Genomic DNA, 16,280 nt, shown 5'->3' with positions numbered 1-16,280 from the left:
GTTTTTTATTTCCCGGTGGGACATAGCTATCGCAGGGATGGCTTTAAAGTGTGCCCATCCTTACTAATTTTGGTTGCATCCTCCTTGTATGCGCTATTTAGTTTTTACGATGTATGGTAATCTCTTTGTCCTTTATATCATATTGTACAGGATGTATGCTGCTTACCAGGTCCAACACCTGGGTAATGGTTAGTTGTTTGCTGCAGCGCAGCGTATATTCGTCGCGTTTCATTTCTGCCGGGTTGTACCGGATATGCACGCCATATTGATTTTCCAGCGTGAGTGCCAGTTCAGCAAACCCGGCCTGTGAAAGGCTGATCATACCGCTGGTCCATTCATTGATCTGTTGGTTGTCTGCTTTTGATTTCATGTACTGCTGTGCCGATCTGCTGAACGTGAGCTGATCATTGGCGCTGAGCACATCCAGTCCTTTCTGGCCGTGCAGCACCTTTACCATCCCTGTTTTCACGGTTACCTGTGTTTCATCGAGAGTGCTGTAGGCTTTTACATCGAAGGAAGTACCCAATACCTGCACGTTAATTTCGGGCGTGTGTACTTCAAACGGGTGGTGTTCATCCGGTTGTATGTCAAAGAAAGCTTCTCCATCCAGCTTTACGGTGCGCACCTCTCCAAACTCCTGCGGGTACTCCATCCTTGCGCCGGCATTGAGCCATACGCGGGAGCTGTCCGGCAGCAGCATTTCCCGCTGCTCCCCCGCCGCCGCCTGCACAATCATCATATGATGACGGGGTTGCCAGCTATTGAAGAACCACCAGCCTGCGGCCCCTACTACGCCTGCAAAAACGGCCGCAGCAATCTGCCAGCGGTAGCGCATCCGTACCACGGGCGCTGACACCGGCTCCAGCTGCGCATGGATATGTTGTAACATACCTGTTTGCAGTTGTTGCTTATGTGCTTCATTCCGGAACGCATGCACAGGCTGCGTTTCCTGGGATTCATACCAGTTTTGCAGCCATTCCAGTTCTTGTGGAGTACAGGTTCCGGTTTCAAGCTTTTGGAGGATCTTTGCTATTTTATCTTGGGCGTCCACGCTTTTAACCATTTGTATTATTAAAGACACCCCTGCGGAGTGATAGTACCAGGTTGTCTGAAAAAAAATTATTTATAAGACTGTAGCTTGTCTTTCAGCCGTTTGACGGCGGTGGTCAGCTGGTTTTTTACTGTTTGCGGGGAGATGCCCAGCTGCGTAGCTGTTTCCTGCACCGATAGTCCGTCACGACGGCTCAGGAGGTATACTGCTTTCATTTTTTCGGGCATGCCGGCTACAGTATCTGCAATGATCTGTTGTATTTCAGTCAGGGTAAGGTGATCATCTGCCGAAGGCAAAAAGGGAAGCGGGAAATCGGCAAAAATATCCAGGTGTTTCTGGTAGGTGTTGTTATTCCGGAGATGATTGAGCACACGGTATTTGAGCGAAATAAAAAGGTAGGCATCCAGCCGCTGGCGGATAACGATCTCCTTTCTTTTATGCCAAAGGGCTACAAACACTTCCTGAAGACAATCTTTGGCGTCTGCTTCATTTTGCAGCCTGGCGTAAGCAGCCATATATAATGGCTCCCAGTAACGGTGATACAACTCATCAAAGGCAGCTTTATCGTCCAGTAACTGCATTCGTTCCAGCAGCGCGGTATCCTGCAAGTCCATCAATCACCAAAAGGTTTAAGCGTAAATATATGTAAAAGCGTTTCAAAAAAGCAAGCGGTATGCCGTAATAGTTTCACACCGGCCCCATAAATGGCGGCATACCCATTACCAGGTAGTTCGTTCAGCGGAATTACTTATATTTGAAAAATGTGATCTTCCGGCCAGTGGCTTTAAGGAGTATGTACCAACGGACTAGTCCGGCATCTCAGCATAACCCGTTTTTTCGTCAGCTATAGTTTATCATCTTTATTAATTTCATACCGTGAGTATCTGGGAGCGTAAAGCTTTAAATTTTATCAATCAAACCGGCAGATGGGATAAGGATAAACACATCTCTTCCTTTCTTGCATTCAGTATTGCCCTGGTAAAAAACCTGATGGAAGCGGATATTGCGCTGCAACTGGAGTTTGAGGATGAAGAAACGGCAAAGGTTAAATGCGCCTCTCCCCTTCACCTGAACGGCCTGGTGCTGAATCCTGCGCCCATCAAAAAACTACTGTATACAGAAGACTTTAAAACCATTTACTGGCGTGAGATCCCGCCGGCAAAAGAAAATGTATTTAAAGAAATACTACCGGCCTTGTCATCGGCCATTATAATCCCGGTAGATACCAGTCCGAATAACAGCCTGCTTGTTCTTGGATGGAGTGAACCGCCTTCTTTTGAACCCGGTTTCCTGGAGTGTATGGAAACCATCCGGTTACGATTGAAAGAGATACTGGTACAATCCCAGCAGCAGATCTATTTTCAACGGGTGGCTATCCGGTTTGCCGCTATCCTGCACACCATTCCGCATGCGCTGGTGTTCATCAACAACGACGGGGTTTCCGGGTGGGTAAACCAGGAAGGCGCCAGCCTGCTGGGGCTATCTGGTCCCGGAGAGCAGCTGCCCGCGGTGCTTTCAGATGCCATGACGCAATTGCGGAACAAAGCACTGAATATAACAACCATTGAAAAAACAGCTGCACCGCTGTCTTCTTCACCGGAAAATTCCATCAGCAACTGGAGCTGGCAAATGGAAAACAAGCTACTCCTGGTATCCAGTTTCCCCGTTACCACCCAACAGATCTGCGGAAGATTATGGATTTTTGAAAACGGTGATCAATAGCGCTGACGCCAGAGGAAATAGAAAGTACTGCCTTCACCCGGCTGGGAGTCTACCCACACTTTACCACCCTGTTCTTCTACCAGCAGTTTAAATATATTAAGACCGATACCGGTTCCTTCGCCTTTTCCGTCGTTATCCAGCCGCTCAAACAGTTTGAAGATACGGTCGGTATCACGTTTGGCAACACCCGGCCCATTGTCTTTTACATAGAACTCATAGAACTCGCCCTTGTCGGCTCCCCCGATGGTAATGATCCCATCTTTTTTGTCGTTATACTTGATGGCGTTGGAGATCAGGTTCTGGAATACCTGTTGCAATTTCAGTTTATTGGTATCCAGCTGCGGTAAGGTGCCCACGGTTTCAATATGAATATTGGCGGGAGGAAACAGCAGCTTTGATAATTGTGTAACCAGTTCGTGTACGTTTACCTCTTCAATGGTTTGTTCCATATCACTTTGCCGGGTATAGTCCAGCATAGAGGTAATCATTTCCGTGAGGTGATTGGTGGCGCCCAATACTATTTTCATGTACTCACTCAGATCGGGGGCATTTTGGATACGTTCATCTTCATTGATAAGGGCCAGCAGGCCAATAGCGCCCGACAGCGGTGATTTCAGGTCGTGCGCCACTACATACATAAACCGCTCCAGCTGTTTATTTACCTTTTCCTTTTCGCTCATGGCTTCTTTCAACTCATACTGGTAGCGGTATAGTTTTTCAAATACACTTACTTTTGCGCGGGTTACATTTACATCCAGTGGTTTCGACAGGTAGTCTACCGCACCTTCTTCAAAACCCCGCATTACATATTGTTCTTCCTTGTTTATAGCAGTTACAAAAATGATAGAAATATCCTTTGTTTTGGGATTTGTTTGTAAAAGACGGGCCACTTCATAACCGTCCATATCCGGCATTTGTACATCCAGCAGAATAAGACCTATATCATCGTGCCGGAGTACCGTTTTTAATGCTTCATTACCCGAATCAGCTTTTAAGATCTCCCTGTTACTGGCTTCCAGCATATGTTCCAGGGATACGAGGTTTTCTGCTTTATCATCTACCAGCAGTATGGTGAATGTTTTTGTTTTTCGCTGCTTCATTTCTCGGTGTTTATTTTCGTGCTAATATTTCTCAAGTAACGGATCATATCATTCACTGTCATGGTTTGAATGCCGGAGCAAAGATCCAGGGCTGCCTGGGGCATGGTGCTAAACCCGGCGGTCCGCGGGTCCTGTACAATTGCTGCACCACCGGACGCGGCTATATGACAAAGCCCCGCTGCGCCGTCTTTATTGGCGCCGCTTAACAGTATTCCCACGGCCGCACTGCCAAAAGCGCTGGCTGCGCTCTCAAAGCTCATATCTATAGCAGGCCGGCTGAAATTCACCAGTTCGGAATAGTCCAGGGAAATGGAGCCATCGGCCTCTATCAGCAAATGATAATTTTGCGGAGCCAGGTAAATATGCCCCGGCAATAATAGCTCTTTATCGTCCGGCTCTGTAATTTTTTGTCTCACGGATAATAAAGTACCCAATTCGCTCTGCACATTTTTCAAACGGTGGATTACAATTACCACCGGCATAGGAAATATTGCCGGCAGCTCACTGATCAATTTGGTGAGCACGGTCATACTGCCGGCAGAACCGCCAATAACAAGGATCCTGTATGAATGGGAGGCTGCCAGCTTTTTACATTTTACGTCTGAAAATTTTATTCGCCTGGTTTACCGTTTCAAATTTCGCCCGTTCTTCATTATATAATAACGATTCTTTAATGCCCAATGCCAGATAGCCCAGCGAAGTTAAGCTATCATAAAATAACTTCACTACCCGTGTCTGCAATGCCCTGTTAAAATAAATGAACACATTCCGGCAACAGATCAATTGAAATTCATTGAACACCTGGTCGGTTACCAGGTTGTGCTGGAAGAAAATAATATTGCGTCGCAGGGCCGGGTGGATGATAGCGTTATCATAGCGTGCCGTATAGTAGTTGGAAAAGTCGTTGATACCTCCGGACTGCATATAATTAGCGGTATACTCTTTCATGTCTTTCAGTGCAATGATCCCGCTTTCTGCTTTCCGGAGATTGACTTCATTCATATCTGTGGCATATATCCTGCAGCGGTCCAGCAAACCGGCTTCCTCCAGCAGGATTGCCATAGAATATACTTCCTCTCCGGTAGCACAGCCGGCATGCCATACTTTAATGATCGGGTAAGATGCCAGTCGCGGCAGCACCTGTTCTCTCAGCACTTTATAAAAAGAAGGGTCCCGGAACATTTCAGTTACATTCACCGTGATATACTGTACCATTTCCCGGAAAAAATGTTCTTCATTCAGCAGCCGGTGCTTCAGTTCAAAGATGCTGTTGATTCCCACGAAGCCGGTGAAGCGGCTGAACCGGCGTTTCAAAGAGGCTTCGGCGTAGTCTGTAAAGTCATACCCGTAGCGCTGTTGAATGATCTTCACCAGTTCTGTAAAATCTCCGTGACTGATTTCCTCTACCATACATTTTTTATGACAGCCATACCCGTAACAGTGAAAGTAGTTTTATACTATCTACGGGTTTGGCGATATAGTCGGATGCTCCTGCTTCCAGGCACTTTTGCCGGTCGCCCGCCATTGCTTTTGCGGTGAGTGCAATTACCGGCAGTTGCTGAAACCGGGCATCTGCACGGATCTGCTGCATTGCTTCATAACCATCCATTTCCGGCATCATGATATCCATCAATACCAGGTTGAGTGTTGGATGCTGATGTAATACATTCAGTGCTTCCCGGCCATCGGCCGCGGTGAGCACGGAAATGCCCTGTTCTTCCAGCAGCGCGCTGATGGAAAACACATTGCGCATATCATCGTCTGCCAGCAGCACGGTTTTTCCGGAGAGGTTTCCTTCCGTCCAGGTAGTGGCGGTGTCTTCTATATTTGTTTTCTTCTGCAGTTTGTAAAGAAAGAGTTCCAGTTCATCCATCAGCCGGTCGGTGGCATGCGTGGAGTTGCGCACGATGGCAGATGCATATTTCTTCAGCTGTTGTTCTTCATTACCGGTAATATCCTGGTCCAGGTAAACGATGAGCGGCGTATCACCGGATTCGGGGATCTGCGTCAGCGCTTCCAGTTGTTGTAAACCAGCCTGCAGGTCGTTGCCAATTTCCACGATGACCGCATCATACTTTGTTCCGGCAAGGAATGTTTGCACCTCCGGGATGCCTGCTGCAATATCGTACCTGGTGCCCAGATTCCTTTCTTCACTCATGGTTTCCAGTGTGGCGCCTGCACTCAGCGGACCTACCGACACCAGCAGCACTTTTTTCAGCCGTGCATGCAGTTGTGCGCTGATACCCGTAAACACTTCTTCAAGGTCGCTCAGCTCCAGTGGCTTTCTCGTATAGCCATGTATGTTATCTGCCTTAATAGCCTGTATATCCGCCCCGGTTACAACATGTACGAGGATTTTGCTCAGCTCTTCACTGCTTTTCAGAATTTTGAGAATACTGCTGCCGTCAATTACAGGCAGGTTCATATCCAGGATAATGGCTACCGGTAAGAATTTGCGGGCATAGGCCAGTCCATCCTGCCCGTTGTGCGCCACAATGGTCTTAAATCCTTTGTTACGGGCAAAGTCGCGCAGGATATCCGCAAAATGAACATCGTCTTCAATAATCAGGATCAGCTTATCGTGTTTGGTGAGATTGTCGCGGTCGTCGTTCACGGCAACTGGGGGCTGTATCAGCCGGGGGGCATCTTTCCCCCCCGTTACCTGCGTTGTAGCCGGCATAGTGGCATCTACCGGCAATACAATGGAGAATGTGCTGCCTGCGGGGCTGCTGTTATCGAGGCGGAGCGCTCCGTGCAGCAACTGCATCAGTTCACGGCTGATGCTCAGTCCCAGCCCGGTGCCGCCATACTTACGGTTAGTACCGCCATCGCCCTGGTGAAAGGCGTTAAATATCAGTTCCTGCTTATCTGCCGGTATACCCGGGCCCGTGTCTGTAACGCTGATGCAGAGGATACCGGGGCTGCTTACATACCAGGAAAGATTGATCACGCCCCCTGCCGGCGTAAATTTAAACGCATTGGACAACAGGTTGCGGATTACCTGTAACAGGCGGAGTTTATCGGTGTTGATAGTCGCGGGAACATCCGGCGCTATATTTTTAATGAAGGCAATATCTTTCTCCTGCGACACTACGTCAAACAGGTCGGAAAGGTCGTTTATGATACTTTGTACCGGCACATCTTCAAATTCCATTTCCACTTTACCGGCTTCTATTTTCGAGAGGTCCAGCACATCATTGATCAGGTGCAGCAGGTCGGAGCCGGACTTATGAATGATCCCTGCGTATTCCATTTGTTTTTCCGTAAGGTTGTTATCCTTATTTTCCTGCAGCATTTTCGCCAGGATAAGTACACTGTTCAGGGGTGTCCTCAGTTCGTGCGACATATTAGCCAGGAATTCTGATTTATACCGGCTGCTGGCTTCCAGTTCGCTGGCTTTCAGGGAAAGCGCGTTCCTGGCTGTTTCCAGGTCTTTATTCTTTTCTGTTATTTCCGCGTTCACCTGGCGCAGTTCTTCGTCCTGTACCTTTAGTTCTTCTTCAGATGCCTGTAATACTTCCGACTGCCTGCTCAGTTCTTCATTGGACTGCCGCAGTTCTTCCTGCTGGCTGATCAGTATTTCTTTTTGTTCCTGTACCTGTTGGAGAAGATGCAGGATCTTTTCACGGGCATTGGCGGCATTAACGGCAACGGCTATATCTTTTGACAATACTTCCAGCAACCGCAATTGTAAGGGCGTCACCTCCTTGAAGGAAGCGAGTTCAATAACGCCGAGCAGTTCATTTTCTATCCACAGTGGCATCATTACCAGGGAACCGGGCTGAATGTGTCCGCTGGAGGAGCTTAGCTGCCAGTAGCCGGCCGGCACATCCCTGACAACGAGAATTTCCTTTCCTGATATGGCTGTACCCAGGAAGCCTTCATCCAGCGGTACTATTTTAGGGACGGCAGATGGCATGCTAACGGCGGCGTACAAACGAAGATCTTTATATCTGTCGTCATAGCAATAAAAAGCACCGGCTGTAAAACCGGCGAAGCCGGTGAGCGTGTGCAGGCATTTCCGAACCAACTCATCGCGGTTATTCACGCCCTGGAGGCTGTCGTTCATATCATTAACGCCGGTGAGCATCCAGTTTTTTTCATTGGCGGCAGCGTTGATCTCTACCACTTCATCCAGTTTATGGTTCAGTGCATGCTGCGCCCTGAGGCGGCGTTTAAACTCTGTATAGGTAATCCTCATGAGAATAAAGCCTACCAGCAGGATGAAGACGTTATTAATCAGCAGGGTTCTTACAGCCTTTGTAAAAGAGGTACTTTTAACGTTTTCCCGAATGGCCAGCAGGCGGCGCTCTTCTCCGTTCACCCGTCCTATCTGCTCACGCACCCCGTCCATCAATAGTGTTTCTTTCTCCGTAATGTCCGCATTCTGTTCAAAGCGCTGTTGCACTAAAATATGATCCAGTTGATTCCAGTAGCTGAGCAGGGCGTTGATATTATTTTCCAGGGAATCTATATTTTTTACCTGGCCGGGGTTATCTGCTACCATCGTACGCAGATCGTTCACTGCCGGTGCCACTTTGGGGAGCGCCAGCTCATAGGGTTGCAGGAATTTTTTATTAAAGGTACCACGAAAGCCCCTGCGGGAAGCTTCCATATCAAATAATAAACGCTGCACTCTTTCGGAGTTATTGAGAACACGGTAGGTGTGCTGCACCCATCCCGCCTCCTCTGTTTGCTCGGTAAATGTTTGCCATGTTAAAAACCCTCCGAGTAAAACAAGTAATACAACAACGGAAAAACCGAGGTACAGTCTGTTAACTAATGAAATATTCATATAATATTAATTCCTTAATACCGCATAAAAATACCTAAATGCATTCATATTCAATATCTTTGGGGGGAGCAATAAATCTGTTTAAACAGTAATGTAACCATTTGTTTTTATCAATGGAAAACTATTCATTTATTTTTAAAGTATATACTATATATAAACGTCCACGGTTTTTATTTTCCAATACCAATAATAAAATATCACCCCCTGCTGAACAATTAAATAACAGCTTTGTTTAGCGGGTTAAATTCAGCCACGATGAGTAAAATTTTATTAGTTGAAGATGATGAGATAATGCCGAAAATAGTGGCAAGAATTCTCCCCTCTGCAGAGTATGAGCTGGACCACGTATCAAACGGAAAAGAAGCATTTGAAAAACTGGAATCAACGAACTACGGCTATGACCTGATCATTACGGATATTATGATGCCGTATGCCAACGGTTTTGAAATCCTGAGCAGGGTAAAAAGCCAGCCCAGACCGATCCCGGTAATTATTGTTTCCAATGCCGGCAATGAAGATATGATCATGGAAGGCTTTAAACTGGGAGCGGACGATTTTCTGAAGAAGCCGATTATACCTGCCGAGTTACTGATCAGGGTAAAAAGATTGTTAATGAAGAATAAATAGCTGCATGTTCGATATACCCATTCCTGCTTTCCTGGATCCCGCCCTCAGCATATTCAGGGAAGCGCCATTGGCCATCAGGCTGGCAATGATATTTATTATAGTGGCTGTTCTGGTTACCCTGCTGGCTTATTTTTCTATATTAAGAAGCCGGTTCCTGGGGTATCAGCGAAGAAAAAGACTGGACTACCTGCTTCCAAAGATCGATAACCTGATCATTGATGAGATCATGGCTAACCCGGAAGTAGCCGCCGGCACACCGGCCAGCCAGATCCAGCTGAACCTGGATGGTTTCCAGGAGCTGCCCTTACATAAGAAATGGGCCAGGCAGGCTACCACCAACCGTATTATACATTTCCGCCGCAATGTAAGAGGCAATGCCGGCCACCTGCTACGTAACCTCTATATCCAGCTGGAGCTGAACAAAGATACCATGAAGCAGATGAAGTCGCCTAAATGGGCCCGGAAAGTACGGGCGCTGACGGAGTTCATCGACATGGATATCCCCGTGGCGGATGTTACCATTTTGCCATTAACGAATAGCCGTAACCGTGAGTTACGGGCTGCCGCACGGCATGCATACATCAAGCTCAGTAAGAATGAGCCCTTTAAATTCTTTGATGTGGTAACCGATCCACTACTGATGTGGGACCAGGTAGAACTGTTCCGCATCATTACCACTACGGAGGATATTTCCATTCCTAACTTCGCCAGGTGGGTCACCTACTCTTCCAATAAAAGCGTGGTATCTTTTTGCCTGAAACTGATTGTTCATTACAACCAGCTACCGGCCGTACCCGCGGTCATCAAACTGCTGGACACCAAAGATCATTACCTGCGCGCAGATGCGATTAATTGTCTTGGTAAACTAAAAGCGCCCGATGTGGAAGACCGGCTGGTATCCATGTACAGCAGCCAGCCGCTGCAATGCCAGATAGAAATACTGAAGGCCGTAGGCCGCATCAGCAGCGGACGGCAGGTAGATTTCCTGAAACAGGAATTCCTGCACTCCACCAATTTCGACCTGCGCAAAGCTGCCGCCAAATCACTGGTACGAAACGACCAGGCAGCCGGCGGCATAATACAGGAACTGCTGGAAACCGCTAACCGCGAGAACCTGCTGATACTGAAGCATTGTATGAACCCCTTAATTAAATACTGATGGAGGGCATCTTATCATGGCTGGGCAGGGCCTACGAAAATACCCTTTTCGTATATGGGTTGGTTTTATTACTGGTATATGCTTTACTGGCGCTGTTGTCCATGATGGCAATACGTCGTTACACCCGGAAAAGCACCCAGCATCAGCTCGACATACTAGCCAGCTCGCCAATGGCGCCGGGTCTTACCATCCTGGCACCCGCCTTTAATGAAGGGCTTACCATTATCTCCAATGTACGGTCGCTGCTTACGCTCAACTACCCCCGCTATGAAATCATTATCATTAATGATGGCAGCACGGATAATACAATGGAGCAACTGATCTCGGAATTCAGGATGGTAGCGGTAGATTTTGCCCATAACGCCAGGATACTGACGCAGCCCGTGCGGAAGATCTATAAATCCACCGACCCGGCTTACTCCTCCCTGATGGTGATTGATAAAGTGAATGGTAAAAGCAAGGCAGATGCCGTGAATGCAGGCATCAACATCGCCACCTTTAATTATTTTGTTTGCACGGATGTAGATTGTATTCTTCATAAAGATACCCTGCTGGAACTGGCACTCCCGGTAATGCAGGAAGAAAAGAAACGGGTAATTGCCGTAGGCGCCACCCTGCGTATCGCCAACTCATCCGACTTTGACGAAGGAGTACTGATCCGCATGCGGCCACCCCGGCAGCTGCTCCCCTGTTTCCAGGAAGTGGAATACATCCGCTCCTTTGTATTGGGAAAAATGGGCTGGAGCTATATTAATTGTGTACCCAACGTTTCCGGCGGACTGGGTTTATTTGATAAAGAGGTAGCTACCCGCTGTGGAGGCTACGACCACAGCTCTTTCGGTGAAGATATGGAATTGCTTACCAGGATGTGCCGTTATGCCCACGACAACCAGATTGACTATGCAGTAAGGTATATTCCCAGAACCCTCTGCTGGACAGAAGGACCGGCTTCAGTAAAGATATTCAGCCGGCAACGCACCCGCTGGGCGCGTGGATTGGCCCAGCTGATGCATGCCCATTTTAGTATGTTCCTGAATCCCCGCTACGGAAAGATGGGGCTGATCGTATTTCCCTTTAATTTCTTCTTTGAATTACTGGCGCCCCTGGTGGAGTTCAGCGGTATCATTATTTATATATACCTCGCCGTAACCGGCCAGGTAAACTGGCCGTATGCATCACTGCTGCTGCTTTTCGTATATACATATGCGGTTATGATCACCACTATCTCCATATTATGGGATCAGCTTTCTTTTGGCTATTATAAGAAGTGGTGGGAAGTAGCATATTTGTGCCTGACACCTTTCATCGAGTTTTTACTATATCATCCGCTCATCGTATTTTTTTCCCTGCGGGGATACTATTATTTCCTGACCGGGAAAAAGAGTACCTGGGGAAATATGCAACGGCAGGGCTTCGGGAAAAAGAAGACATAAAGAAAACAGTGTGCTATGCTCAGAACATTTTTTGAAGGAGGCGTATTTATATATGGTTGTGTACTGTTGTGCATGTATGCTTTATTGGCGTATATGTCTTACCGTGGTATTATCCGTTTCCGCAAAAAAAGCAGTTTCACCAATTATGATCACCTGCTCGATTCCCCGCTCACACCGGGCATATCCGTGATAGCGCCGGCCTACAACGAAAGCGTTACCATCATCATGAATGTACGCTCGCTTCTAACGCTGAACTATACACGTTATGAAGTGATCATTGTAAACGATGGCAGCACAGATGATACCCTGGAAAAGCTGATCCTGGAATTTGAACTGGTACCCGTGGATTTCGCTTATAACGAAAGGATTGTAACACAGCCCGTGCGGCAACTGTTTAAATCGACCAACACGGCCTACGATAAATTGCTGGTGATCGACAAAGTAAATGGTAAAAGCAAGGCCGATGCCGCCAATGCGGGCATCAACGCTGCCGCCTTCGACTACTTCCTGAATACAGATGTGGATTGTATCATTGAAAAAGATACACTGCTGCGTATGATCAAACCATTCATGGATGAAGAGCATAAAAAAACCAAAGAGATCGGCGAGCCATGCCCCCAGTGCGGATACGTGCATGTAATGGAAGACAGCCGGCAGGTGATAGCCACCGGCGCCACATTACGTATCGCCAACTCCACGGAAATTGATGAAGGCGTGATCATACGGGTACGCCCCCCCGAAAAACTACTGCCCCGCTTCCAGGAAATGGAATACATCCGGGCTTACGTGCTGGGGAAAATGGGATGGAGCGTGATGAACAGCGTACCCAATGTTTCCGGCGGACTGGGCTTGTTTGACAAGGAAGTAGCCATCAAAGCCGGTGGCTATGATCACAGTTCCTTTGCGGAAGACATGGATATTGTTACCCGCATGTGCGCGTTTATGATCGATAACAAGCTGAAATATGCCATCCGTTATATCCCTACCACTCAATGCTGGACCGAAGGGCCTCCGAATATGAAAATATTCAGTCGCCAGCGAACCCGCTGGGGCCGCGGATTGGCAGAGATCATCACCCTGCACCGGAAACTCATTTTCAATCCACGTTACAGAAAACTCGGACTGATAGTGTTACCCTATAACCTGTTCTTTGAGTTCCTGGCGCCTGTTATAGAGTTTACCGGTATTCTTTATTATATCTACCTGATTATTACGGACCAGGTAAACTGGCCCTACGCACTTATATTATTACTCTTTGTATACCTCTTCTCCGTGATGATCACTACGCTGGCCATCTGCTGGGACCAGCTTACCTACGGCTATTACAAAACCTGGCGGGAAGTAATTTCACTGTCGCTGATGGCTTTTTTTGAACCGCTGATCTATCATCCGCTGATTGTATTTTTTGCGTTACGGGGATACTGGTTCTTCCTGACCGGGAAAAAATCTTCGTGGGGAAATATGCAAAGACAGGGATTTGGAAAGAAAAAATAAACTCATAAAAGATAAGCAAATGGCTGTATTAAAACATCTGTTAACAGGCATACTGATGTGTTGGGCGATGCAAACGCAGGCGCAGATCTTAAAACAGAAGAATAATGCAGAGGCCCTGTATAACCAGGCCGTTCAGGAAACCAAACTGCAGCACTATGATAAAGCAATCAGCTTATCGCACCAGGCGCTGAAAGCCCAGCCTGATTTTATTGATCAGCAGTTGTTGCTGGCGCGTTTATACATGCTCACCAAACAATATGACCTGTCCAGGAAATACACCAAAGAAGTACTTGTAAAAAATCCGCGTTACCGCGACGCTTATTACTATGCTATCAATGTAGAACTGACCACCGGCAGATATGCAGAAGCAGAATGTTATGTAGATGAAGCCCTGGCTTATTTTCCCGGCAGCCGGGAATTTATGCTGAAGAAGCTGGGCATCCTGGATCTGCAGCACAAAGTATATCGTGGCAATGAACTCGCCGAAACCATCCTGAACAAATATCCTGAAGATACCACGGTGCGCAATGCCTATATAGAACACCACCTCCAAAGCGGCAAGTATTACCAGCAATTAGGCAACAGCGGCATGGCGCGTCAGAGTTACGACCGGGTACTGCTCGTAGACCCACGCAACCGCGAGGCACGCGAAGCCAACCTGGGCGTAGCTTTGAAGGGTGGTAATTACCAGTCGGCCCTGGAACAGGTGAATGATGAACTCGCCGCACATCCCGGCAGCTACGATCTGCTGATGCGGAAGCTCAGCATCCTGGAAGACATGCACGCCTATACAGAAGCGCTGAGTACCTTGCAGGAAATACAACGCCGGTATCCCGGAGATGCCAAAGCGCGTACCCTGGAAACGTCCCTGCGCATGGAAGCCGCTACTTACTATGCTAACATGGACCCCTATACGCTGTATGGAAGTGTACTGGAAAAAAATCCAGGCAACCGGGAAGCACTGGATAAACTCATTGGTTACAGTATGGCCCGTGGCGCCTACCAGGAAGCGCTGGCGTGGATTAACCGGGGACTGAAAGCCCATCCTAACGACAGCCGCCTGCTGACGTTAAAGATGGATGTACTGGAAGGCGACCGTAAGTATGGCAGCGCCGCCGCATTGGCCATGATACTGTATCAGCGCGCACCCAACCCGGCGCTTAAAGAAAGACTGGTACAGCTGCAAACCGCCACCGGGCGGGAATACCTCGCGCAGCAGCAATACGACCTGGCCCTGGCTTCCTTTGAATCCGCCAGACAGGTGAATCCTGGCGATTCTACGGTGCTCCAACTGCTCGCCAATACCTACATCTCCCAAAAAAATACTTCCGCTGCATTAAAAGTACTGGACCAGGCACTCACCTATTACCCGGCCAACGAATCTTTTCTCCTGAAAAAATCCGGTGTGCTGGCAGATGCCGGCAGGTATGAAGAAGCTGCTGCCATAGCAGGCGAACTGGCTGCACGCTATCCTTCCGATGAACGCTTCAGTAATAACTTTGCCGACATGCGTTTAACCGCCGGCCGTAATTTAATGCGTGCAGAAGAATATGATCTCGCCAAACAACAGTTTGAGCAGGTGCTGGCAGTAGTGCCCTCCAACCAGGAGGCGCTCGAGTATATGATCAACATGCAAAGCGCCACCGGCAAGCCCGACAGCGCCCTGTACTTTGCGGATAAAGCGCTGACTTATTATCCCGGCAACCGCGACTTCCTGCTGAAAAAAGCATCCGTGCTGCAGGATATGCACGCGTATAATGAATCTGCAGCCATTACCGGCGACCTGATGAACCGGTATCCTTATACGATCAAATACAAAAATGCGTATCTCACCAGCCTGATGTCGGCCGGTACTGATTACCAGCGTAATCAGCAACCCGATAGCGCCCTGGCCATGTTTAACCAGGTGCTGGCCCTGCGCCCGAAAGATTCAATGGCGCTATTATACAGTATCAATATCCTCAATGGCCGGCAACGCTACGACAGCGCCCTGGCCTACTCCGCACAGGGAATAAAATACTACCCGGATAATGAAACCTTTTTAATGAAACGGGCCATCACCCTGGAGAATAAAAAAGACTTCGCCGCCGCCGCACTGGTGGCCGATTCCGTGGTAAAGCTGCAGCCAACTGCTGTAAATACCGATTACCGGGATTACCTCCAGAGTAAAACACTGAAGAACCAGTTTGGGCTGTACTACCTCAATTCCAGTTATGATTACATGTCTGATAAATACAACATCGCTACCATCGAATACCGGCACTATATAAAGCGCGGCTCATATGCTGTGCAACTGAACTATGCAGGCAGGAAAACCGGTAACGGCTTACAGGGACTGGCAGAAATGTATTACACGCACACGCCTAAACTGTATTCCTATGGTATGCTGGCTTACTCCAATAAAACTGTATTCCCGCAACTGCGGGCAGCATACTCGATCTTCAAAACCTTTAAGAAAGATATAGAAGTGGAGCTGGGCGGCCGTTACCTGAACCTGGACAGTACCAACAGTTTTTCCGGCGTGGTTTCTGTAGCAAAGCCCTTCGGTGATTTCTGGGTAAACCTGCGGGGATACGCCATCAGCGAATCTTCTGATTTTTATACGTCCTTTAATCTTACCACCCGTTATTTCATGAACCGGCGGCAGGACTATCTGCAGGTGGTAGCAGGATTGGGTACTTCGCCGGACGACAGGAGCCGGCTGATTAACTTTCCTAATCTTTCCGGCTTGCTGACGCATAGCATTGGCGCGGGTTACCAGAAAGTGATCCGGTACCGGACCACACTCGGACTTTTCGGTACCTGGATTAACCAGAAGATCAGCGACACCGGGTACCAGAACCAGTACGATATTTATGTAACGCTTCAGCGGAAATTTTAACGGAACTACAATGTGCAG

General features: G+C 48.0%; 12 protein-coding genes. 6 read left to right on the top strand and 6 right to left on the bottom strand.

The window, feature by feature from the left end; genetic code table 11:
• Positions 1-97 precede the first annotated feature (97 nt).
• Complete coding sequence (locus PV783_RS14560) at positions 98-1,051, bottom strand: FecR family protein (RefSeq protein ID WP_420988531.1); 954 nt, start codon at positions 1,049-1,051, stop codon at positions 98-100.
• Between the two features lie 68 nt (positions 1,052-1,119).
• Complete coding sequence (locus PV783_RS14555; protein WP_420988530.1) at positions 1,120-1,665, bottom strand: RNA polymerase sigma factor; 546 nt, start codon at positions 1,663-1,665, stop codon at positions 1,120-1,122.
• A gap of 262 nt (positions 1,666-1,927) precedes the next feature.
• On the opposite strand from PV783_RS14555, the gene PV783_RS14550 reads away from it, so the two are divergent.
• Entirely contained in the window at positions 1,928-2,773 is an 846-nt protein-coding gene (locus PV783_RS14550; protein WP_420988529.1) for a hypothetical protein, read from the top strand.
• On the opposite strand, the gene PV783_RS14545 is transcribed toward PV783_RS14550, so the two are convergent.
• From PV783_RS14545 to PV783_RS14530, 4 genes are read right to left on the bottom strand one after another with little or no spacing between them, the layout of a single operon-like run.
• Entirely contained in the window at positions 2,767-3,873 is a 1,107-nt protein-coding gene (locus tag PV783_RS14545; protein WP_420988528.1) for a sensor histidine kinase, read from the bottom strand. The two genes, PV783_RS14550 and PV783_RS14545, sit on opposite strands and share 7 nt — an antisense overlap.
• Positions 3,870-4,424 (bottom strand): chemotaxis protein CheB, encoded by a 555-nt coding sequence (locus tag PV783_RS14540; RefSeq protein WP_420989231.1) that lies wholly within the window; start codon positions 4,422-4,424, stop codon positions 3,870-3,872. Before PV783_RS14540 ends, PV783_RS14545 begins: the two co-directional genes overlap by 4 nt.
• A 37-nt stretch (positions 4,425-4,461) precedes the next feature.
• Entirely contained in the window at positions 4,462-5,283 is an 822-nt protein-coding gene (locus PV783_RS14535) for a CheR family methyltransferase (RefSeq protein ID WP_420988527.1), read from the bottom strand.
• Positions 5,284-5,290: 7 nt separating this feature from the next.
• Positions 5,291-8,668, bottom strand: coding sequence for a response regulator (locus tag PV783_RS14530; RefSeq protein WP_420988526.1), 3,378 nt, complete (start codon positions 8,666-8,668; stop codon positions 5,291-5,293).
• 255 nt (positions 8,669-8,923) lie between these two features.
• Between PV783_RS14530 and PV783_RS14525 the strand changes: the two genes are divergently transcribed.
• The 5 genes from PV783_RS14525 to PV783_RS14505 are packed head-to-tail and all read left to right on the top strand — an operon-like array spanning position 8,924 to position 16,262.
• A complete protein-coding gene (locus PV783_RS14525) occupies positions 8,924-9,295 on the top strand; it encodes a response regulator transcription factor (protein WP_079468174.1) in 372 nt (123 codons plus the stop codon).
• A gap of 4 nt (positions 9,296-9,299) precedes the next feature.
• Positions 9,300-10,454, top strand: coding sequence for a HEAT repeat domain-containing protein (locus PV783_RS14520; RefSeq protein ID WP_420988525.1), 1,155 nt, complete (start codon positions 9,300-9,302; stop codon positions 10,452-10,454).
• Positions 10,454-11,887: a glycosyltransferase gene (locus PV783_RS14515; RefSeq protein ID WP_420988524.1), complete on the top strand. Its 1,434-nt coding sequence runs from the start codon at positions 10,454-10,456 to the stop codon at positions 11,885-11,887. The genes PV783_RS14520 and PV783_RS14515 overlap by 1 nt, the downstream gene beginning before the upstream one ends.
• A 15-nt stretch (positions 11,888-11,902) precedes the next feature.
• Entirely contained in the window at positions 11,903-13,381 is a 1,479-nt protein-coding gene (locus PV783_RS14510) for a glycosyltransferase family 2 protein (protein WP_079468177.1), read from the top strand.
• Positions 13,382-13,400: 19 nt separating this feature from the next.
• The gene (locus tag PV783_RS14505) at positions 13,401-16,262 is read left to right on the top strand and encodes a tetratricopeptide repeat protein (RefSeq protein ID WP_420988523.1); all 2,862 of its coding nucleotides are present in this window, start codon (positions 13,401-13,403) and stop codon (positions 16,260-16,262) included.
• The last annotated feature ends 18 nt before the right edge of the window (positions 16,263-16,280 follow it).

It is taken from the genome of Chitinophaga sp. CC14, assembly GCF_048957795.1.
In the GTDB taxonomy this organism is placed as follows: Bacteria; Bacteroidota; Bacteroidia; order Chitinophagales; family Chitinophagaceae; genus Chitinophaga; species Chitinophaga ginsengisegetis.
This window is presented reverse-complemented; position numbering and strand designations above follow the sequence as displayed.